Genomic DNA, 20,426 nt, shown 5'->3' on the forward strand with positions numbered 1-20,426 from the left:
GGTCGGCGGTGCCGCGGGCGTCCTGCACCGAGCGTTTCACGTCGGCGATGACCGGCTGCAGCTTGTCGAGGAAGCGGTTGAACCAGCCGGCCAGCTCACCCAGCTCGTCCGCGCGGGCGTAATCCAGGCGGCGGGTGAGGTCGCCTTCACCGCTGGCGATGTCCTTGAGCATGCCGGCGACGCCGAGGATGGGGCGGGTCACGCCACGGGCGGTGAGCCACACCAGCAGCAGGCCGGCGATGCCCGCGACCAGGCCGATCAGCAGGCCGGTCAGGTTGGCGGTCCGGTTCTGCGAATCGAGCTTGGCGTCCAGCTCCAGGGCCGGGGCGAGCAGGACTTTCTCCGGCATTTCCAGCAGCACGCTCCAGGGCGCCGCGGTGGGAATCGGCTTGAACGGCTGCATCACCCGCAGCATGCCCTCGTGCGCCAGTTCCACGGCCTTGCCGGCCTGGAGGTTGCCGGCCAGTTCGCCGGCCTTGTCGCCAAAGGCCTTGTCCAGCTTGGCGCTGAGCAGGCCGGCGTCGCGGCTGTGGCCGGCGAGCAGGCCGGCCGGGCTGAGGATGCTGACATGGCCGTTGCCGTCGTACAGCTCGCGGTTACCGGCGACGCTCAGCTGTTGCAGGCTTTCCAGGCTGATATCCAGGCCCATGACGCCCACCGTCTTGCCGTTGAGCTGCAGCGGGAAGGCAATGCTGGTCATCAGTACCTGGCGGTCGCCGACATTATCGAAGTAGGGGTCCAGCACGCAGGCCTGGCCGGTCTTCATCGGGCAGGTGTACCACGCGTTGTAGGGCGCGCCGCTGGGGCCGGCGCTGCTGTCGGCGAGCATCTCCTCGTTCATCGACTCGGACTCCAGCTTGCCGGGAGTGGGTTGCGCCCAGTAGAGGGAAAAACGGCCCTTGTCGTTGCTGCCGAGCTCGGGCTGGCCCTCGAAGAGTTCGTCCTTGCCATCCAGGGCGTTGGGTTCGAAGACCAGGTAGAGGCCGAGGATGTCCGGATTGGCCTCCAGGCTGGTGCGGACCTGGCGGGTCAGGTCCTCGCGCAGGTCGAAGGCGTCGAGGAAGCGCTTTTCCGCCTGTTCCTTGAGGAACATGACCTGGCGTGAGAAGCCCTTGCCGTACTGGTAGTTGTCCATGAAATAGCGCTGGATGCGGATCGCCTGCAGTTCCGCACGCGCCTGCAGGCGCAGGCGCGCGCTCTGCTCGAGCATGCGGCTGCTGTCGGCCTTCACCAGGCTGGCGCTGCGCGCGGACTGATAGAGGGCCGATCCGACCAGGAGGGTCACTATGGCCAACAGGCAGAGGCCGGCCAGCAGGGTGATCTTCCACTGAATGGACAAGCGATTGAACGGCATGGAGGGCTTCCTTCTGTCTCGTCGGAACTTCATTCGTTGTCGGCGTTGGGGGCGACTTCTTGACGCGCCGGCGACGAAAAGCCGTGCGGAATGCACGAGGGCGCAATTTGCAGGCAAGAATTGTGCACAGTCTGGTCAATATTCCGAACGCTTTTGACAGGGGCCCCGGCTTTCGGCAGAGTGCGCGCTTTTTTTCGCGGCGAGCCCGCGGCTGGCGTGGTCTGGAAACCAGAGGAGAAGCGATGAATGCGGTAGTGGCGGCGGTGGGGATCATGCTGGTCCTCAGCCTGTGCCGGGTGCATGTGGTGGTGGCGCTGATCGTCGGTGCGCTGGTGGGCGGAGTGGTCGGCGGCCTGGGTATCGAGGGTTCCCTGGCGGCCTTCAACAAGGGACTCGGCGGCGGCGCCACCGTTGCGCTGTCCTACGCGCTGCTGGGCGCGTTCGCCGTGGCCATCGCCCGTTCCGGCCTGGCCCACGCCCTGGCGGACAAGGCCCTGGCCCTGGTCGGGCGCCAGGAAGCCAACGGCGGCAATGCGCTGAAATGGCTGCTGGTCGCGCTGCTGCTGTGCGTGGCGATCTCCTCGCAGAACATCCTGCCGATCCACATCGCCTTCATCCCCTTGCTGGTACCGCCTCTTCTATATGTACTGACGCGGCTGTGCATCGATCGCCGGTTGATCGCCTGTGTGATCACCTTCGGCCTGATCACGCCCTACATGTTCCTGCCGGTGGGCTTCGGCAATATCTTCCTGAATGAGATCCTGCTGGCGAATGTGGTGAAAAGTGGCGTCGACGTTACCGGCGTGAACGTCACCGAGGCCATGTTGATACCGGCCCTGGGCATGGTGTCCGGCCTGCTGGTCGCGCTCTTCAGCTATCGCCGCAAACGCAGCTATGACCTGGAGCGCATCGCCCAGGCCGAGCAGGTGAGCGTGGCCTACAACCCGATGAGCCTGGGGGTGGCCGGCGTGGCCATTCTGGTGGCCTTCGCGATGCAGCTGTGGCTGGATTCGATGATCATCGGCGCGCTGCTGGGCTTCGTGATCTTCTCGCTGTCGGGCGTGGTGCGCTGGAGGGAGGCCGACGACCTTTTCACCGAGGGCATGAAGATGATGGCCATGATCGGCTTCATCATGATCGCCGCCTCCGGCTTCGCCGAAGTCATGCGCGCCACCGGCCAGGTGGCGACCCTGGTGGATGCCTCGGCCGGCCTGATCGGCCATAGCAAGGCCCTCGGCGCGCTGCTGATGCTGCTGGTGGGCCTGCTGGTGACCATGGGCATCGGTTCGTCCTTCTCCACCGTGCCTATCATCGCCGCCATCTTCGTGCCGCTGTGCGTACAACTGGGCTTCAGCCCGCTGGCCATCGTCAGCATAGTCGGCACCGCCGGCGCCCTGGGCGATGCCGGCTCGCCGGCTTCCGACTCCACCCTGGGCCCGACCGCGGGGCTGAATGTGGACGGCCAGCACAACCATATCTGGGACACCGTAGTGCCCACCTTCCTGCACTACAACCTGCCGCTGCTGGCCTTTGGCTGGGTCGCGGCGATGGTCCTCTGAGTCGCGTCGGCACAGGCTGCGCCTTCATCATTTCGACCAGTGGGTCACTTAAGCTCCGGGCGGGGTTGCCGATACAACGGCAACCCCGTCCGGCTTTCCCTGCCCAGCATTCCGAGGAGCGCTCGATGCGTTTGACCCTGAAGACCAAAGTCCTGCTGCTGGCCCTGGTGCCGGTGATCCTCTTCGCCCTGGTGCTGTCCGGCGCCCTCGCCCAGGTGCTGCACAGCCTGGCCGCGGACGAGGTGAAGAACACCCGCGAGCGCCTGCTCCAGGAAAGCCGCCAGCAACTGCAGAGCTACATGCAGATCGCCCTGGGTTCGGTCCAGGCGCTGCATGACGCCGCCGCCCCCGGCGACACCGCCAGCCGCGACCAGGCCATCGCCATCCTGTCGAAGATCAAGTACGGCAAGGATGGCTATTTCTTCGGCTACGACTCCCAGGTGGTGCGCCTGTTCCGCGGCGACAGCGCGGTGGACGTGGGCAAGAGCTTCACCGGCCGCAAGGACCCCAACGGCGTGGCGGTGAACGACCGGCTGGTGGCGGTGGCCAGGGATGGTTCCCATTACGTCGAGTACAGCTCGTCGTTGCCGGGCAACGAGAGTGTGCAAGTACCCAAGCTCGCCTACAGCTACTACCTGGCCAAGTGGGACATGGCCCTGGGCACGGCGGTGAACCTGGATGGCGTGGATGCCGAGCTCGCCAAGGTGGAGGGTGAAATCGATGCCCGCGTCAGCACCATAGTCACCAGCGTACTGGCGATCGCCGCCGTGCTGCTGGTGGTCTTCGGCGCAATCGGCCTGGGGCTGGCCAATGCCCTGGTGAGCCCGCTGCAGCGGATCAAGGCCAACCTCGACGACATCGCCGCAGGGGAGGGCGACCTGACCCGCCGCCTGGTGGTCAACAGCCACGACGAACTCGGCGAGCTGGCCGCTTCCTTCAATCGCTTCGTCGAGAAGATCCACGGCCTGGTGCGCCAGATCGTCGACATGACCGGCCAGCTCACCGGCCTGGTGGGTGAAGTGGCGGCCCAGGCGCAGCGTTCCGAGCAGGCCATGGAGCGCCAGCGCCAAGAGACCGACCAGGTGGCCACGGCCATCAACGAGATGTCCGCCGCCGCCCATGAAGTGGCGCGGAGCGCCCAGGGCGCGGCCGAGGCCGCCCAGCAGACCGACCAGGAAGGGCAGGCGGCCAAGCTGGTGGTGGATGGCAGCATCAGCCGCATCCACGCCCTGGTGGGGGATATCCGCAGCAGCGGTCTGTCCCTGGACAGCCTGCAGCAGGACGTGCAGTCCATCGTCAGCGTTCTCGGCGTGATCCGCTCCATTGCCGAGCAGACCAACCTGCTGGCGCTCAATGCCGCCATCGAGGCGGCCCGTGCCGGCGAGGCCGGGCGCGGCTTCGCCGTGGTGGCGGACGAGGTGCGTGCCCTGGCCAGCCGCACCCAGCAGAGCACCCAGGAAATCCAGGGCATGATCGACCGGCTGCAGCAGGGCACCCAGGAGGCGGTCACCGCCATGCGCCGCTCCAGCGATGCCGGCGAGACCACCAGCACCCAGGCCAACCAGGCCGGTGCTTCGCTGGATGCCATCGCCGGACTGATCGGCACCATCAATGCCATGAACGCGCAGATCGCCAGCGCCGCCGAGGAGCAGACCGCCGTGGCCGAGGAGATCAACCGCAGCGTGCACCAGATCGCCGTGGCGGTGGACAGCGTGGCCCAGGAAACCCGCCAAGGCGCCGAAACCGCCCGCAACCTGTCGCGTCTGGGTGACGGCCTGGGTGCCCTGGTGAGGCAGTTCCGCATCTGATCGGCGGCTCCCTTTGCAGGAGCGAGCTCTGCTCGCCAACAGCTTCGCGAGCAGAGCTCGCTCCTACATGCTTCTGCGGGTCCCGAAAACACTTCGCACTTTCCCCAGCCCCCCGCGGACTAACCCTGTAGGTCCTCTACAGCCCGCGGCCCCGCCATGGCTTCTCAGCGCCAACTGGAAACGCGCACGCTGGTCCTGCTGCTGCTGCTGCTGCTGCTGCTGCTGCTGCTGGTGGTGGTATCCCTGGCCTTCGGCTGGATACTGCTGCCGCTCTACGGCGCCGTCTTCTGGGCGGTGGTGCTGGCGGTGATCTTCAGCCCATTGCAGCGGGACCTGGCGTTGCGCCTGGGCGGGCGCGGCAATCTGTCGGCGGTCATCACCCTGTCCACCTGCCTGGTGGTGGCGGTGCTGCCGGCGATCGGGTGGTGCGGGCCACGGCGAAGGGCAACCTGGTGGTCGCCGGTTGCCAGGGGATGCTCGGCGGCGTGGTGTTCTGGGGGCTGGGCATTCCCAGTCCGGTGTTCTGGGGCGTGATGATGGCCTTCCTCTCCTTGTTGCCGCTGGTGGGCGCCGGGATGATCTGGGGGCCGGTAGCGCTGTTTTTCGTGATCGAGGGAGAAATCTGGAAAGGCGTAGGACTGGCGCTGTTCGGCCTCAACGGCTTCGTCATCGGTCCGCTGATCGCAGCGCTTTTCATGGCCAGCTGGGACCTGTTCACCGAGATGCGCGGCAAGGTGCAATTGCCGCCGTGAGGCACCGGCGTGCCCTTGGAAAACACCCGCCCACAAAAAACCCGGCGCTTGGCCGGGTTTTTCGTTGCTCGGGTTCCGCTTCAGTTGGCGATTGCCACCAGGCCGGAGTGCTGGACCAGGTCCAGCAGCGGCTGCGGGTAGACACCGAGGAAGAAGGCCAGCAGGGCGACGAACAGCAGCATGATGCCGCCGGCGCGCTGGGCCCAATGCAGTTCGGCATCGTGGCGGCGCAGGTTCGGTTCCACCAGGAACAGGGTCACCATGACGCGCAGGTAGTAGAAGATACCGATGGCGCTGCCCAGCACCAGGGCGCCCAGCAGCCACCAGAGGCCGGATTCGACACCGGCGGCGATGACGAAGAACTTGCCGATGAAGCCTGCGGTGAGCGGGATGCCGGCCAGCGACAGCATCATCACGGTGAGCACGGCGGTCAGGTACGGACGGCGCCAGAACAGGCCGCGGTACTCGTACAGGGCGTCGCAGTCACGGCCGCTGTAGGGGGTGGACATCAGGGTCACCACGCCGAAGGCGCCGAGGCTGGTCAGCACGTAGGTGGCCAGGTAGACGCCGATGGCTTCCACCGCCAGGCCCTTGCTCGCGATCAGCGCCACCAGCAGGTAGCCGAAGTGGGCGATGGAGGAATAGCCGAGCAGACGCTTGATGTTGTTCTGCACCAGGGCCAGCAGGTTGCCGAAGAGGATGGAGGCGATGGCGATCACGGTCAGCAGGTCGTTCAGCCAGCCGCCGGCGGTGGCCGGGGACAGCTGGTACAGACGCAGCAGCACGGCGAATACGGCGACCTTGCTGGCGGTGGCCAGGAAGGCCGCCACCGGCGCCGGGGCGCCTTCGTACACGTCCGGGGTCCAGAGGTGGAAGGGCACCAGGGACAGCTTGAACGCCAGGCCGATCAGCATCATGCCGATGCCCAGTTGCGACAGTACGCCGGAGGTACCGGCGGCGGCCAGCTGGCTGAAGCTCAGGCTGCCGGCCTCGGCGTAGAGCAGGGCCATGCCGAACAGCAGGAAGGCGGAACCGGCGGCGGACAGCACCATGTACTTGATGCCGGCTTCCAGGGAGCGCTTGTTGAAGAAGGCGTACGCCACCAGGCCGTAGATCGGCACCGAGAGCAGTTCCAGGCCGATGAACAGGCCGGCCAGGTGCTGCGCGGTGACCAGCACCAGTCCGCCGGCGGCGGACAGCAGGATCAGCAGGTACATTTCTTCGCGGTTGCCCGGGTAGCCCTTGCCCGATTCACCGCCCAGGTAGGCGTGGATCAGGGTGACGCAGGCCAGCGTGCCCGCCAGGACCAGGGCCATGTAATAGGCGCCGAAGTTGTCCACCATCATCAGCGGGGTCACCTCCAGCGGGGCGACCTTGAGGGCTGGGAGGATGGAAACCAGGGCCAGGTTCAGACCTATGACCGAGAGGCCGAAGGTCCAGGAGTGGTGCCGCTTCCAGGCGATGGCCAGCATGACCACGACAATGGTGGCGCAGGTGACCAGCAGCGGTAGCAGGGCGATCAGGTGTTGAGTCGTGAATTCCATAACCTACTTACCGGGCAGCGAGTTGATTGACGGCGGAGTCCAGCCACTGGTGCACGCCATGCATGGTCGCAGCGGAGGTATCCAGCACCGGTTGCGGGTAGATGCCGAGCAGGATCAGCAGCCCGGCCAGGCCCAGGACCATGATCAGCTCGCGGGTCCGCAGGCCTTCGTAGACGGCCTCGGCCCTGGACGGGCCGAAGTAGGCACGGTGGATCATGATCAGCGCGTAGACGGAGCCGAACACCAGGCCGGTGGAGGCCAGCACGGCGACCCAGGGCACTTGCTGGAAGGCGCCGACCAGGATCAGGAACTCGCCGACGAAGTTGCCGGTGCCGGGCAGGCCCAGGGCGGCGGTGGCGAAGAACAGGCTGATCCCCGGCAGGTAGGGCATGCGGCCCCAGATGCCGCCCATCTCGCGGAAGTCGCGGGTGTGCAGGCGCTCATAGAGCTGGCCGCACAGGATAAAGAGTGCGGCGGCGGAGAGGCCGTGGGCGATCATCTGGATCACCGCGCCCTGCATGGCGATCTGGCTGCCGGAGTAGATGGCGATCAGCACGAAGCCCATGTGGGACACGCTGGAGTAGGCCACCAGGCGCTTGATGTCGGTCTGGGCGAAGGACAGCAGGGCGCCGTAGACGATGGCGAACACGCCGAGCCAGTGGGCGATGGGGGCGAACTCGGCCGAGGCGTTGGGGAACAGCGGCAGGGCGAAGCGGATCATGCCGTAGGCGGCGGTCTTCAGCAGGATGCCGGCGAGGTCCACGGAGCCCGCGGTCGGGGCCTGGGCGTGGGCGTCGGGCAGCCAGGAGTGCACCGGCACCACCGGGAACTTCACCGCGAAGGCGGCGAAGAAACCGAGCATCAGCAGGTACTCGGTGCCCGGGGCGAGCTGGGCCTTCAACAGGTCGGCGTAGTTGAAGGTGAGCACGCCGGTGTTGCTGTAGTTCACCAGCACCAGGCCGAGGATGGCCACCAGCATGATCAGGCCGCTGAACTGGGTGTAGATGAAGAACTTGGTGGCGGCGTTGATGCGGGTCTTGCCCTTGCTGCCGCTATGACCCCAGAGCGCGATGAGGAAGTACATCGGCACCAGCATCATTTCCCAGAAGAAGAAGAACAGGAACAGGTCGATGGCGAGGAATACGCCGACCACGCCGCCGAGGATCCACATCAGGTTGAGGTGGAAGAAGCCGACGCGGTTCTGGATCTCGCGCCAGGAGCAGAGCACCGACAGCACACCGAGCAGGCCGGTGAGGACGATCATCAGGATGGAGACGCCGTCCAGGGCCAGGTGGATGGTGATGCCGAAACGCTCGATCCACTGCACCTTGAATTCTTCCGCCCACACCGGATCGGTGCCGGGTGCGGGGGCCAGGGTGAAGTCGCCGGTCGCCCACAGCCAGAGGCCGAGGACGAACAGCAGGGACATGGTCAGCAGGGCGATCCAGCGGGGCAGGGTGGTGCCGAAGCGCTCACCCTGCCAGCAGAGCAGGCCGCCGATGAAGGGAATCAGGATTAGCCAGGGCAGAATCATGACGGGCTCAATTCCTTAAGTAGATTCAGGTCAGCAGCACGGCGCCGAGCACGAGCACGGCCCCGCCGACTATGGAAACGGCGTACCAGCGCAACTGGCCGGTCTGGCTGCGGCTGAGCGCACTGTTGCCGCCCCGTACCACGCGCGGGATCACACCGATGCTGCCGTCGATGGGATCGCGGCGGAGCAGGCGGCAGGCCAGCAGGTAGGGTTTGACGAACAGCAGGTCGTAGAGCCAGTCGAAGCCCCAGGCGGCGAACCACCAGGCGCCGAGGAGGCGGCCCGGGGCGCTCTGGGCGACGGCGCTGACGAAGCGGCGCTTGCCGAGGAAGAGCATGGCGGCCAGCAGGATGCCCGCCAGGGCGATGGCGCCCGAGGCGATTTCCAGGCTGTGCTTGGCCTCGCCGCCGGCATGGCCGACGCTTTCCGGCAGCACACCGGCCAGCGGCGGGGTGATCAGCGCGCCGACGAAGGTGGAGAGCACCAGCAGGACCACCAGCGGCAGGCTGTGGGCGACGCCATGGCCCGGGTGTGCTTCGGTCTTCGCTTCACCGTGGAAGGCGATGAAGATCAGGCGGAAGGTGTAGATCGAGGTCAGGAACGCACCACCCAGGCCCGCGTAGAGCAGGGCGCTGTGGCCGCTGGCGAAGGCTTCCCAGAGGATCTCGTCCTTGGAGTAGAAGCCGGCGGTCACCAGCGGCAGCGCGGCCAGGGCGGCACCACCGACGATGAAGCAGGCGTAGGGCAAAGGCAGCTTCTTCCACAGGCCACCCATCTTGAAGATGTTCTGCTCGTGGTGCAGGGCGTTGATCACCGCACCGGAGGCGAGGAACAGCAGGGCCTTGAAGAAGGCGTGGGTCATCAGGTGGAAGATCGCCGCGTCCCATGCGCCAACGCCCAGGGCGAGGAACATGTAGCCGATCTGGCTCATGGTGGAGTAGGCGAGGATGCGCTTGATGTCGGTCTGCACCAGGGCGGCGAAGCCGGCCAGGACCAGGGTCACGCCGCCGACGATGCCGACCAGTTCGAGGATTTCCGGAGTCAGCAGGAACAGGCCGTGGGTACGGGCGATCAGGTAGACGCCCGCGGTCACCATGGTGGCGGCGTGGATCAGCGCGGAGACCGGGGTCGGGCCGGCCATGGCGTCTGCCAGCCAGGTCTGCAGCGGCAGCTGGGCGGATTTGCCCACGGCGCCGCCGAGCAGCATCAGGGTGGCGACCCAGAGCCAGGCATCACCGGCCACGTACTTCTCGGGGGCCAGCTTCATCAGCTCCTGGATGTTCAGGGTGCCCAGGTGGAAGAACAGGATGAACAGGCCGATGGCCATGAACACGTCGCCGACGCGGGTGACGATGAAGGCCTTGAGCGCCGCGTTGCCGTTCGGCGTGTGGCTGTAGTAGAAGCCGATCAGCAGGTAGGAGCACAGGCCCACGCCTTCCCAACCGAAGTAGAGGAACAGCAGGTTATCGCCCAGCACCAGGAACAGCATGCTGGCGATGAACAGGTTGGTATAGGCGAAGAAGCGCGAGAAACCCTCGACGCCGCTCATGTACCAGGAGGCGAACAGGTGGATCAGGAAGCCGACGCCGGTGACCACGCCGAGCATGGTCAGGGACAGGCCGTCCAGGTAGAGGGTGAAGCTGGGGGCGAAGCCCGCCACGCTCATCCACTGCCACAGGGTCTGGGTGTAGACGCCACCTGCCGGCGGCGCGACGTTGAACTGCCAGATGATCCAGGCGGCAACCAGGGCGGACAGACCCACCGAGCCGACGCCGATGACGGCGGCGGCGCGTTCGGAGAGCTGCCCGCGGGAGAAGGCCAGGATGAACCAGCCGAGCAGGGGGAACAGGCAAGTGAGGAATAGAAGGTTCATCCGCGCATCTCGCTGGCAGCGTCGATATCGAGGGTATGGAAGCGGCGGTACAGCTGCAGCAGGATCGCCAGGCCGATACTGGCCTCGGCGGCTGCAAGGCTGATCACCAGAATGAACATGATCTGGCCGTCAGGCTGGGCCCAGCGGGCGCCGGCGACCACGAAGGCCAGGGCGGCGGCGTTCATCATCACTTCCAGGCTCATCAGCACGAAGAGGATGTTGCGCCGCACCATCAGGCCGATCAGGCCCAGGCAGAACAGTACGCCGGAGAGCGCCAGGCCGTGTTCCATTGGGATGCCAGTCATGGCGTTACTCCTTTGCTTCGTGGCGGCCGAGGTGGAAGGCGGCGACCAGGGCTGCCAGCAGCAGCATGGAGGCCAGTTCCACGGCCAGCAGATAGGGGCCGAAGAGGCTGATGCCGACCGTCTTGGAGTCCACCGTGGTGTGGCCGATGGTGGCGCCGCTGGCGTTGCCGAACAGCACGTAGAGCAGCTCGGCCAGCAGCGCGGCGGAGAGTATGGCCGGCCCGGTCCAGATGCCCGGCTTGAGCCACTTCTTCTCCTGCTCGGCGATGGCCGGTCCGAGGTTCAGCATCATCACCACGAAGACGAACAGCACCATGATGGCGCCGGCGTAGACGATGATTTCGAGGGCGCCGGCAAAGGGCGCCCCCAGGGCGAAGAAGCACATCGACACCGCCAGCAGCGAGACGATGAGGTTGAGCAGGGCATGCACCGGGTTGGTGTTGGTGATCACCAGCACGGTGGAGGCTACCGCCACGGCGGCGGCGAAATAGAAGGCGAATTCCACGCGCGTCTCCTTAGGGCAGCAGGCTCTTCACGTTGATCGGCTCGGCCTCGTTCTGCGCGGCGCCTTTCGGCTTGCCGGCAATGGCCATGCCCGCCACGCGATAGAAGTTGTAGTCCGGGTTCTTGCCGGGGCCGGAGATCAGCAGGTCTTCCTTCTCGTACACCAGGTCCTGGCGCTTGAACTCGCCCATCTCGAAATCCGGGGTCAGCTGGATCGCGGTGGTGGGGCAGGCTTCCTCGCACAGGCCGCAGAAGATGCAGCGGGAGAAGTTGATGCGGAAGAATTCCGGGTACCAGCGGCCGTCCTCGGTCTCGGCCTTTTGCAGGGAGATGCAGCCGACCGGGCAGGCCACGGCGCAGAGGTTGCAGGCTACGCAGCGCTCCTCGCCGTCGGGGTCGCGGGTGAGGACGATGCGGCCGCGGTAGCGCGGCGGCAGGTACACGGGCTCTTCCGGGTATTGCAGGGTGTCACGCTTGCGGAAGGCATGGCCGAAGATCATCACCAGGCTTCGCAGCTGGGTGAAGGTGCCATGCACGACATGGATGATTTCTTTGATCATGGCATTACTCCTTACTGGGCCGCGGCCAGCACCAGGGCGCCGGTCACCAGCAGGTTGATCAGGGTCAGCGGCAGGCACACCTTCCAGCTGAAGGCCATCACCTGGTCATAGCGCGGGCGCGGGATGGACGCGCGCAGCAGGATGAACAGCATGATGAAGAAGCCGGTCTTGAGCGCGAACCAGATGAAGGGGATCTGCGGCAGGATGCCGAACGGGCCGTGCCAGCCGCCGAAGAACAGGGTCACCAGCAGGGCGGAGATCAGCACGATGCCGATGTACTCGCCCACGAAGAACATGCCCCATTTCATGCCGGCGTACTCGATGTGGTAGCCGTCGGCCAGTTCCTGTTCCGCTTCCGGCTGGTCGAACGGGTGACGGTGGGTCACGGCGACGCCGGCGATGATGAAGGTACAGAAGCCGAAGAACTGCGGAATGATGAACCACAGGTTCTGCGCCTGGTATTCAACGATGTCGCGCATGTTGAAGGAACCGACCTGGGCCACGATGCCCATCAGCGACAGGGCCAGGAACACCTCGTAGGAGATGGTCTGGGCCGAGGCGCGCAGGCTGCCGAGCAGGGCGAACTTGTTGTTGCTCGACCAGCCGGCGAAGAGCACCGCGTACACCGCGATACCGGCCATGGCGAAGAAGAACAGGATGCCAATGTTCAGGTCGGCCACGCCCCAGGTGGGGGTGACCGGCACCACGGCGAACGCCACCAGCAGGGCGCTCATCGCGATGATGGGCGCCAGGGTGAAGATCAGCTTGTCGGCGAACGGCGGGGTCCAGTCTTCCTTGAAGAACATCTTGATCATGTCCGCGCCCAGCTGGAAGGCGCCGAAGGGGCCCACGCGGTTCGGACCGTAACGGTCCTGCCACAGGCCCAGCAGGCGGCGCTCCACCCAGGAGAGCAGCGCGCCGCTCACCACCACCGCCAGGAGGATGACGATGGACTTGAGGACGGCGACGACGATGTCGATCAGTTCGGGCGTCAGCCAGCTCATTGCGCGGACTCCTGTACGGCGGTGACGACGGCGCCGGCGAAGGCGGCCGGGATGCCCGGCAGGCCGGCGGGCAGGCCGACCAGGCCGATGCCCATTTCTTCCTTGACGGCCAGCGGCAGACGCAGGGTCTGGCCGTTGATGGTCAGGGCGAGCAGGGCGCCGTCATTGACGCCGAGGCGGTCGGCTTCGTCCTTGGCCATGGCCACGTAGGGCTGCGGGATGCGCTCCTGCACCGGGGCGGCGCGGGAGCTGTTCTCCTCGCTGCCGAACAGGTGGTGCAGCGGCACGGCCTGCCAGGTGCCCTGGGTCGGGTTGAAGGCGGCATTGACGCTGAACCAGGGCAGAGCCGCGCCCTTGGCCTCGATCAGGCGCACGCCCGGGTCGCCGGCGCGCAGGTGGCCGCCGACTTCGTCCTGGAACTTGTTCCAGGCCTGCGGCGAGTTCCAGCCCGGGGACCACGCGAAGGGGATCTGCTGACGAGGTTCGACGCTGCCGGCATAGCCTTCCATGGAGAAGGCGAAGGGCGAGTCCTTGTCCTGGGGCTGGCGCGGCTCGTGCACGCTGATATCGGCGCGCATGGCGGTACGGCCGCTGTAGCGATGCGGTTCGCGGGCGAGCTTCAGGCCCTTGATGCGGAACGAGGCGGTCGGTGCGGCATCGCGGATGCCGGCCAGCAGCGGGCTGCTTTCGGCGCAGGCGGTGGTGACCTGGTCCAGCTGGGTCCAGTCCACGGCCTTGCCCTGCAGGGTGCTGTGCAGCGCGTGCAGCCAGCGCCAGCCTTCGCGGATGATGATCTGGTCGTCGTAGTAGCTCGGCTCGAAGACCTGGAAGAAGCGCTGGGCGCGGCCTTCCAGGCTGACCAGGGTGCCGTCGCCTTCGGCGAAGCTGGCGGCCGGCAGCACCAGGTGGGCGTGTTCGACGGTAGCGGTCTGCTGGTGGTCGGCGACGATCACGACTTTCGCGGCGGCCAGTGCGGCGTCCACCTTGGCGGCATCGGCGCGGCGATACAGGTCGTTCTCGAGAACGACCACGGCGTCGGCCTTGCCGGAGGTCAGGGCGTCCAGGGCGGCGTCGACGGACTCGCCACCGAACAGGGCCAGGCCCATGCTGTTGGCTTCCGGGACCACCAGGCTGAGGGAGCCGTTCTTCTCGCGGTTCTTCAGGGCGCTGGCGATGTTGGCGGCGGCCTCGATCAGGGCTTTCTCGCCCAGGGAGGCGCCGGAGATCACCAGCGGACGCTTGGCGGCCAGCAGGGCATCGGCGATGCGCTTGACCAGCTCGGCGGCCTCGGCTTCCAGGCCTTCTACGGCCGGGGCGCTCGGGTCGATGGCGTGGGCCACGGCGAAGCCGATGCGGGCGAGGTCCGCCGGGGCGGCGTGGACGCTCTCGGCGGCGACGTCATCCAGGCGGGTGGCGGCGACGCTGGCGATGAACAGCGGATTCAGGGCGTCCTGGGCGACGTTCTGCACGGCGGCCATGTGCCAGTCCTGGATCTTCATCGAGGCGGCGATTTCGGTGGCCTTGCCCTTGACCGCCTGGCGCAGGGCGAGGGCCATGCGGGCGGCGGTCTGGGTCAGGTCCTCACCGAGGACGAAGATCGCGTCGTGCTTCTCGACGTCGCGCAGGGTCGGCACCGGCAGCGGGCCGTTCTGCAGGATGTCGCGGATCAGGCGCAGGTTGGCGAGTTCCTGGGCGGCGATGCCGGAGTAGTAGTTCTCGGCGCCGACCAGTTCGCGCAGGGCGAAGTTGCCTTCGAGGCTGGCACGTGGCGAGCCGATGCCGATCACGCGCTTGCCTTTCAGCAGTTCGGCGGCCTTGTCCAGGGCGGCGTCCAGGCCGAGCTTCTGGTTGCCCAGCAGCGGTTGGCGCGGACGGTCTTCGCGGTTGACGTAGCCGTAGCCGAAGCGGCCGCGGTCGCAGAGGAAGTACTGGTTCACCGAGCCGTTGAAGCGGTTCTCGATGCGGCGGATCTCGCCATAGCGCTCGCCGGGGCTGATGTTGCAGCCGCTGGAGCAGCCGTGGCAGATGCTCGGGGCGAACTGCATGTCCCACTTGCGGTTGTAGCGCTCGGAGTGGGTCTTGTCGGTGAACACACCGGTCGGGCAGACCTCCACCAGGTTGCCGGAGAATTCGCTCTCCAGCACACCGTCCTCGACGCGGCCGAAATAGACGTTGTCGTGGGCGCCGTAGACGCCGAGGTCGGTGCCGCCGGCGTAGTCCTTGTAGTAGCGTACGCAGCGGTAGCAGGCGATGCAGCGGTTCATCTCGTGGGCGATGAACGGGCCGAGTTCCTGGTTCTGGTGGGTACGCTTGGTGAAGCGGTAGCGACGGGCGTTGTGGCCGGTCATCACCGTCATGTCCTGCAGGTGGCAGTGACCGCCTTCCTCGCACACCGGGCAGTCGTGCGGGTGGTTGGTCATCAGCCATTCGACGACGCTGGCGCGGAACTGCTTGGCCTCTTCGTCGTCGATGGAAATCCAGGTGTTGTCGGTGGCGGGGGTCATGCAGGACATGACCAGGCGACCGCGTTTGTCGTTTTCGTCGGTGTACTGCTTCACCGCGCACTGGCGGCAGGCGCCGACGCTACCGAGCGCCGGGTGCCAGCAGAAGTAGGGGATGTCGAGTCCGAGGGACAGACAGGCCTGCAGGAGGTTGTCTGCACCATCGACTTCGAGCGTCTTGCCGTCTACGTGGATAGTGGCCATGGTTCAGTCTTCATCTGCCCGTGTGACCGGGCTTTGGCTAATGGAATCAGTGTGCGCGCGGGGCCGGATCAGCGGCCGCCGCCACGCGAATCTTCTTCTCAGGCGCCGACCGGGATCGGTCGCGCTGCCGGGATCTGGCGGGCGATGCCTGCCTCGAACTCCGGACGGAAATACTTCATCGCACTGCCCAGCGGCTCGACGGCACCCGGTGCGTGGGCGCAGAAGGTCTTGCCCGGGCCGAGGAAGCTGACGAGCTGCTCCAGGGTCTCCAGGTCGCCGGGTTGGCCTTCGCCACGCTCGAGGGCGCGCAGGAGCTTGACGCTCCAGGGCAGGCCGTCGCGGCAGGGAGTGCACCAGCCGCAGGACTCGCGGGCGAAGAACTCTTCCATGTTGCGCAGCAGGGAGACCATGTTGATGCTGTCGTCGATGGCCAGCGCCAGGCCGGTACCCATGCGGGTGCCCACCTTGGCGATGCCGGCGGCGTACATGGGGGCGTCCAGGTGCTCGGGGAGCAGGAAGCCGGTACCGGCGCCGCCGGGTTGCCAGGCCTTCAGCTTGAAGCCGTCGCGCATCCCTCCAGCGTAGTCCTCGAACAGCTCGCGGGCCGGGACGCCGAAGGGCAGTTCCCAGAGACCGGGGTTCTTCACCTTGCCGGAGAAGCCCATGAGCTTGGTGCCCATGTCTTCGCTGCCCGGGCGGGCCAGGGTCTTGTACCAGTCCACGCCGTTGGCGACGATCGCCGGCACGTTGCACAGGGTCTCGACGTTGTTGACGCAGGTGGGTTTGCCCCAGACGCCGACGGCGGCGGGGAAGGGCGGCTTGGAGCGCGGGTTGGCGCGGCGGCCTTCCAGGGAGTTGATCAGCGCGGTCTCTTCACCGCAGATGTAGCGGCCGGCACCGGTGTGCACGAAGAGTTCGAAGTCGAAACCGCTGCCGAGGATGTTCTTGCCCAGTAGGCCGGCGGCCTTGGCTTCGTCGATGGCGCGGTTGAGGTTGCGCGCCGCGTCGACGTACTCGCCGCGCAGGAAGATGTAGCCACGGTAGGCCTTGAGGGCGCGGGCGCTGATCAGCATGCCTTCCACCAGCAGGTGGGGCAGCTGTTCCATCAGCATGCGGTCCTTCCAGGTGTTGGGTTCCATTTCGTCCGCGTTGCACAGCAGGTAGCGGATGTTCATGGATTCGTCGGCCGGCATCAGGCCCCACTTCACGCCGGTGGGGAAGCCCGCACCGCCGCGGCCCTTGAGGCCGGAGTCCTTGACCTGCTGCACGATGTCGGCCTGGGCCATTTCGGTCAGGGCCTTGCGCGCGGCGGCGTAGCCGTTCTTCTGCTGGTATTCCTCGAGCCATACCGGCTGCGCGTCTTCGCGCAGGCGCCAGGTCAGCGGATGGGTCTCTTCGCTGCGATTGATGCGGTTGGCCGGGCCGATGGAGGTAAGGGTCTTCATTGATAGGCCTCCAGCAGCTTGGCAACGCCGTCAGGCTGGACGTCGCCGAAGGTGTCGTCGTCGATCATCACCGCCGGGGCCTTGTCGCAGTTGCCCAGGCAGCAGACCGGCAGCAGGGTGAAGCGGTTGTCGGTGGTGGTCTGGCCGAGGCCGATGCCGAGCTGCTTCTGCATTTCGGCGACGACGGACTCATGGCCGCCGACGTAGCAGGTCATGCTGTCGCACACGCGGATCACGTGGCGGCCTACCGGCTGGCGGAAGATCTGGCTGTAGAAGGTGGCCACGCCCTCGACGTCGCTGGCGGGGATGCCGAGGACCGCGCCGATGGCGTCGGCGGCGCCGTCAGGCACCCAGCCGCGCTCCTTCTGGACGATCTTCAGGGCTTCGATGGACGCCGCGCGCGGGTCCTCGTAGTGATGCATTTCGTGCTCGATGGCCGAGCGCTCGGTTTCGCTGAGGACGAAACGGTCGGTCTGGATAAGGGTGCTCATATCAGCGGTCCACGTCAGCCATTACGAAGTCGATACTGCCCAGGTAGGCGATCAGGTCCGCCACCATGCTGCCGCGGATCACCGAAGGGATCTGCTGCAGGTGGGGGAAGCTGGGCGTCCGGATCCGGGTGCGGTAGCTCATGGTGCTGCCGTCGCTGGTGAGGTAGTAGCTGTTGATGCCCTTGGTCGCCTCGATCATCTGGAAGGCTTCGTTGGCCGGCATGACCGGGCCCCAGGAAACCTGCAGGAAGTGGGTGATCAGGGTCTCGATGTGCTGCAGCGTGCGCTCTTTCGGCGGCGGCGTGGTCAGCGGGTGGTCCGCCTTGTACGGGCCTTCCGGCATGTTCTTCAGGCACTGGTCGATGATGCGGATGCTCTGGCGCATCTCTTCAACACGGACCATGCAGCGGTCGTAGGCATCGCCGTTGTGGGCCAGCGGCACTTCGAACTCGAAGTTCTCGTAGCCGGAGTAGGGGCGCGCCTTGCGCAGGTCGAAGTCGCAGCCGGTGGAACGCAGGCCGGCACCGGTGACCCCCCACTCGAGGGCTTCCTTGGTGTTGTACTGCGCCACGCCTATGGTACGGCCACGCAGGATGCTGTTCTTCAGGGCGGCCTTTTCGTACTCGTCGAGGCGCTTGGGCAGCCATTCGACGAATTCCTTGACCAGGCCATCCCAGCCGCGCGGCAGGTCGTGGGCGACGCCGCCGATGCGGTACCAGGCCGGGTGCAGGCGGAAGCCGGTGACGGCCTCGATCACCTTGTAGGCACGCTGGCGGTCGGTGAAGGTGAAGAACACCGGGGTCATGGCGCCCACGTCCTGGATGTAGGTACCCAGGAACAGCAGGTGGCTGGTGATCCGGAAGAACTCGGCCATCATCACGCGGATGAAGTCGACGCGCTGCGGCACCTTGATGCCGGCGAGCTTCTCCACCGCGAGGACGTACGGCAGGTTGTTCATCACCCCGCCGAGGTAGTCGATGCGGTCGGTGTAGGGGATGAAGCTGTGCCAGGACTGACGCTCGGCCATCTTCTCGGCGCCGCGGTGGTGGTAACCGACTTCCGGCACGCAGTCGACGATCTCTTCGCCGTCCAGCTGCAGGATGATGCGGAAGGCACCGTGGGCGGAGGGGTGGTTCGGGCCGAGGTTGAGGAACATGTAGTCCTCGTTCTCGCCGTGGCGTTTCATCCCCCAGTCTTCCGGGCGGAAGCGCGCAGCTTCTTCTTCGAGCTGGTGCTTGGCCTGGGTCAGGCTGAAGGGGTCGAATTCGGTGGCGCGCGCCGGGTAGTCCTTGCGCAGCGGGTGACCTTCCCAGGTGTTGGGCATCATGATCCGCGACAGGTGCGGATGGCCGGCGAAGGTGATGCCGTACATGTCCCAGACTTCCCGCTCGTACCAGTTGGCGTTGGGCCAGATGCCGGTGGCGGTGGGCAGGTTGAGGTCGCTCTCGGACAAGGCGACCTTGATCATCACGTCACTATTACGTTCCAGCGACATCAGGTGGTAGAACACCGTGAAGTCGGCGCCCGGCAGGCCGCGGCGCTGGGTACGCAGGCGCTCGTCGACGCCATGCAGGTCGTACAGCATGACGTAGGGGCGCGGCAGGTTGCGCAGGAATTTGAGGACGTCGATCAGCTTGTCACGGCCAACCCAGATCACCGGCATGCCGGTGCGGGTCGACTGGAGGGTGAAGCTTTCGGCGCCGAAGCGGGAATTCAGTTCTACGACGACGTCTTGGTCGTCTGCCTTGTAAGGCGGAATGGACAGAACGGTGTCTGCAGTCATGGTCTCGGTCGCTATTCGTCAACGTAAAGAATGAGCCTCAAGTCTTCCGGGGAAGAACAGGCTCAGACTTCGTCGGGGCTGCGCAGGTTGGTGACCTGAATACGCTGTTCGCGGCGCTTTTCCCGCTCGGAGGGCATGTCGGCACGATAGATGCCTTGGTCCCCCACGACCCAGGATAGCGGGCGGCGCTCCTGGCCGATGGATTCCTGCAGCAGCATCAGGCCTTGCAGGAACGCCTCCGGTCGGGGCGGGCAGCCGGGAATGTAGACGTCCACGGGGAGGAACTTGTCCACGCCCTGAACGACCGAGTAAATATCGTACATGCCGCCGGAGTTCGCGCAGGAACCCATGGAGATCACCCACTTGGGCTCGAGCATCTGCTCATAGAGGCGCTGGATGACCGGTGCCATCTTCACGAAGCAGGTGCCGGCGATGACCATGAAGTCCGCCTGGCGCGGTGATGCACGAATGACCTCCGCACCGAAGCGCGCGATGTCGTGCGGCGCGGTGAAGGCGGTGGTCATCTCCACGTAGCAGCAGGAGAGGCCGAAGTTGTACGGCCACAGGGAGTTCTTGCGACCCCAGTTGACTGCGCCGTTGAGAACATCCTCGAGCTTGCCCAGGAAGATGTTCTTGTGCACCTGATCTTCTAGCAGCGGGTCGGAAACGGTCTCCCGTTCGCCGATCGGATACTGCTCGTAAGTCGCATCCGGATCGATCCGAGTAAGTTTGTATTGCATTGCCAAAGCCTCATTGTTTTAGCTTCGCCTGCCGCTTGCGACGACCTTCGGGAGCCCAATCGAGCGCCCCGATGCGCCAAAGGTAGACAAGACCTGCCAACAGAATTGCTATGAAAATGGTTGCTTCGATAAAACCGGCCCAACCGCTTTCACGGACGGAAACGGACCAAGCGAAGAGAAAGAGGGCTTCGACGTCGAAGATCACGAAGAGCATCGCGACCAGATAGAACTTGGCGGAAAGGCGCAGGCGGGCGGTGCCGGTGGGGAGCATGCCGGATTCGAAGGGTTCGTTCTTGCTGCGGCCGATGGCCTTGCTGCCGAGCAGGCTCGAGACCCCGATCATGAAGGCGCAGAGGCCGACGACACCCAGCAGGAAAACAGCGAAACCCCAGTTGTGGGACATGATGGCAGTAGCTTCCGACATGCCGGAACTCCTTAAGACAAGGAACGGCGTTCACTTGCGTT

Annotated in this window: 15 protein-coding genes and 3 pseudogenes; 4 read left to right on the forward strand and 14 right to left on the reverse strand. The window is 65.9% G+C overall.

Annotation, left to right across the window (positions count from 1 at the left end; genetic code table 11):
* Window positions 1-67: 67 nt before the first annotated feature.
* A pseudogene (locus ACFPU0_RS03285) lies at window positions 68-1,387 on the reverse strand (HAMP domain-containing protein); the annotation flags it as partial.
* Window positions 1,388-1,596: 209 nt separating this feature from the next.
* Between ACFPU0_RS03285 and ACFPU0_RS03290 the strand changes: the two are divergent.
* The 4 genes and pseudogenes from ACFPU0_RS03290 (at window position 1,597) to ACFPU0_RS03305 (ending at window position 5,473) form a co-directional block, all read left to right on the forward strand.
* On the forward strand, window positions 1,597-2,913 hold the full coding sequence (locus ACFPU0_RS03290; protein ID WP_377691360.1) for a Na+/H+ antiporter family protein: 1,317 nt from the start codon (window positions 1,597-1,599) through the stop codon (window positions 2,911-2,913).
* A gap of 299 nt (window positions 2,914-3,212) precedes the next feature.
* Window positions 3,213-3,560, forward strand: a pseudogene (locus ACFPU0_RS03295) (cache domain-containing protein); the annotation flags it as partial.
* A 57-nt stretch (window positions 3,561-3,617) separates the two neighbouring features.
* A complete protein-coding gene (locus ACFPU0_RS03300; RefSeq protein ID WP_377691423.1) occupies window positions 3,618-4,721 on the forward strand; it encodes a methyl-accepting chemotaxis protein in 1,104 nt (367 codons plus the stop codon).
* A gap of 156 nt (window positions 4,722-4,877) precedes the next feature.
* Window positions 4,878-5,473 (forward strand): annotated as a pseudogene (locus ACFPU0_RS03305) (AI-2E family transporter).
* Window positions 5,474-5,553: 80 nt separating this feature from the next.
* Here ACFPU0_RS03305 and nuoN read toward each other — a convergent pair.
* From nuoN to ACFPU0_RS03370, 13 genes are all read right to left on the reverse strand, one after another.
* Window positions 5,554-7,017 carry an NADH-quinone oxidoreductase subunit NuoN gene (gene nuoN, locus ACFPU0_RS03310; RefSeq protein ID WP_377691361.1) on the reverse strand — a complete coding sequence of 488 codons (1,464 nt, stop codon included), beginning with the start codon at window positions 7,015-7,017 and terminating at the stop codon, window positions 5,554-5,556.
* 7 nt (window positions 7,018-7,024) lie between these two features.
* Window positions 7,025-8,551 (reverse strand): NADH-quinone oxidoreductase subunit M, encoded by a 1,527-nt coding sequence (gene nuoM / locus ACFPU0_RS03315; protein WP_377691362.1) that lies wholly within the window; start codon window positions 8,549-8,551, stop codon window positions 7,025-7,027.
* A gap of 25 nt (window positions 8,552-8,576) precedes the next feature.
* Window positions 8,577-10,424 (reverse strand): NADH-quinone oxidoreductase subunit L, encoded by a 1,848-nt coding sequence (nuoL, locus tag ACFPU0_RS03320; protein WP_377691363.1) that lies wholly within the window; start codon window positions 10,422-10,424, stop codon window positions 8,577-8,579.
* Window positions 10,421-10,729 (reverse strand): NADH-quinone oxidoreductase subunit NuoK, encoded by a 309-nt coding sequence (gene nuoK / locus ACFPU0_RS03325; RefSeq protein ID WP_271407713.1) that lies wholly within the window; start codon window positions 10,727-10,729, stop codon window positions 10,421-10,423. Before nuoK ends, nuoL begins: the two co-directional genes overlap by 4 nt.
* A gap of 4 nt (window positions 10,730-10,733) precedes the next feature.
* Window positions 10,734-11,234, reverse strand: coding sequence for an NADH-quinone oxidoreductase subunit J (gene nuoJ / locus ACFPU0_RS03330; protein ID WP_377691364.1), 501 nt, complete (start codon window positions 11,232-11,234; stop codon window positions 10,734-10,736).
* A 10-nt stretch (window positions 11,235-11,244) separates the two neighbouring features.
* Window positions 11,245-11,793 carry an NADH-quinone oxidoreductase subunit NuoI gene (gene nuoI, locus ACFPU0_RS03335; RefSeq protein WP_028628751.1) on the reverse strand — a complete coding sequence of 183 codons (549 nt, stop codon included), beginning with the start codon at window positions 11,791-11,793 and terminating at the stop codon, window positions 11,245-11,247.
* 11 nt (window positions 11,794-11,804) lie between these two features.
* Entirely contained in the window at window positions 11,805-12,797 is a 993-nt protein-coding gene (gene nuoH, locus ACFPU0_RS03340; RefSeq protein ID WP_377691365.1) for an NADH-quinone oxidoreductase subunit NuoH, read from the reverse strand.
* The gene (gene nuoG / locus ACFPU0_RS03345; protein WP_377691366.1) at window positions 12,794-15,502 is read right to left on the reverse strand and encodes an NADH-quinone oxidoreductase subunit NuoG; all 2,709 of its coding nucleotides are present in this window, start codon (window positions 15,500-15,502) and stop codon (window positions 12,794-12,796) included. Before nuoG ends, nuoH begins: the two co-directional genes overlap by 4 nt.
* Before the next feature lie 98 nt (window positions 15,503-15,600).
* The gene (gene nuoF, locus ACFPU0_RS03350; RefSeq protein WP_377691367.1) at window positions 15,601-16,947 is read right to left on the reverse strand and encodes an NADH-quinone oxidoreductase subunit NuoF; all 1,347 of its coding nucleotides are present in this window, start codon (window positions 16,945-16,947) and stop codon (window positions 15,601-15,603) included.
* Entirely contained in the window at window positions 16,944-17,438 is a 495-nt protein-coding gene (gene nuoE, locus ACFPU0_RS03355; protein WP_377691368.1) for an NADH-quinone oxidoreductase subunit NuoE, read from the reverse strand. Before nuoE ends, nuoF begins: the two co-directional genes overlap by 4 nt.
* A gap of 1 nt (window position 17,439) precedes the next feature.
* Window positions 17,440-19,221, reverse strand: a complete 1,782-nt coding sequence (gene nuoC / locus ACFPU0_RS03360; RefSeq protein ID WP_377691369.1) for an NADH-quinone oxidoreductase subunit C/D — start codon at window positions 19,219-19,221, stop codon at window positions 17,440-17,442.
* A 62-nt stretch (window positions 19,222-19,283) separates the two neighbouring features.
* Window positions 19,284-19,961, reverse strand: a complete 678-nt coding sequence (locus tag ACFPU0_RS03365; protein WP_377691370.1) for a NuoB/complex I 20 kDa subunit family protein — start codon at window positions 19,959-19,961, stop codon at window positions 19,284-19,286.
* Between the two features lie 10 nt (window positions 19,962-19,971).
* Window positions 19,972-20,385: an NADH-quinone oxidoreductase subunit A gene (locus tag ACFPU0_RS03370; RefSeq protein ID WP_377691371.1), complete on the reverse strand. Its 414-nt coding sequence runs from the start codon at window positions 20,383-20,385 to the stop codon at window positions 19,972-19,974.
* Between the last annotated feature and the right edge of the window lie 41 nt (window positions 20,386-20,426).

The organism is Pseudomonas sp. GCM10022186, from assembly GCF_042656385.1.
Classification (GTDB): domain Bacteria; phylum Pseudomonadota; class Gammaproteobacteria; order Pseudomonadales; family Pseudomonadaceae; genus Metapseudomonas.

Coding starts and splice junctions, on each gene's coding strand:
- ACFPU0_RS03290 (WP_377691360.1), top strand. CDS start 1,597: ATGAATGCGGTAGTGGCGGCGGTGGGGATCATGCTGGTCCTCAGCCTG.
- nuoN (WP_377691361.1), bottom strand. CDS start 7,017: ATGGAATTCACGACTCAACACCTGATCGCCCTGCTACCGCTGCTGGTC.
- nuoM (WP_377691362.1), bottom strand. CDS start 8,551: ATGATTCTGCCCTGGCTAATCCTGATTCCCTTCATCGGCGGCCTGCTC.
- nuoL (WP_377691363.1), bottom strand. CDS start 10,424: ATGAACCTTCTATTCCTCACTTGCCTGTTCCCCCTGCTCGGCTGGTTC.
- nuoK (WP_271407713.1), bottom strand. CDS start 10,729: ATGACTGGCATCCCAATGGAACACGGCCTGGCGCTCTCCGGCGTACTG.
- nuoI (WP_028628751.1), bottom strand. CDS start 11,793: ATGATCAAAGAAATCATCCATGTCGTGCATGGCACCTTCACCCAGCTG.
- nuoH (WP_377691365.1), bottom strand. CDS start 12,797: ATGAGCTGGCTGACGCCCGAACTGATCGACATCGTCGTCGCCGTCCTC.
- nuoG (WP_377691366.1), bottom strand. CDS start 15,502: ATGGCCACTATCCACGTAGACGGCAAGACGCTCGAAGTCGATGGTGCA.
- nuoF (WP_377691367.1), bottom strand. CDS start 16,947: ATGAAGACCCTTACCTCCATCGGCCCGGCCAACCGCATCAATCGCAGC.
- nuoE (WP_377691368.1), bottom strand. CDS start 17,438: ATGAGCACCCTTATCCAGACCGACCGTTTCGTCCTCAGCGAAACCGAG.
- nuoC (WP_377691369.1), bottom strand. CDS start 19,221: ATGACTGCAGACACCGTTCTGTCCATTCCGCCTTACAAGGCAGACGAC.
- ACFPU0_RS03365 (WP_377691370.1), bottom strand. CDS start 19,961: ATGCAATACAAACTTACTCGGATCGATCCGGATGCGACTTACGAGCAG.
- ACFPU0_RS03370 (WP_377691371.1), bottom strand. CDS start 20,385: ATGTCGGAAGCTACTGCCATCATGTCCCACAACTGGGGTTTCGCTGTT.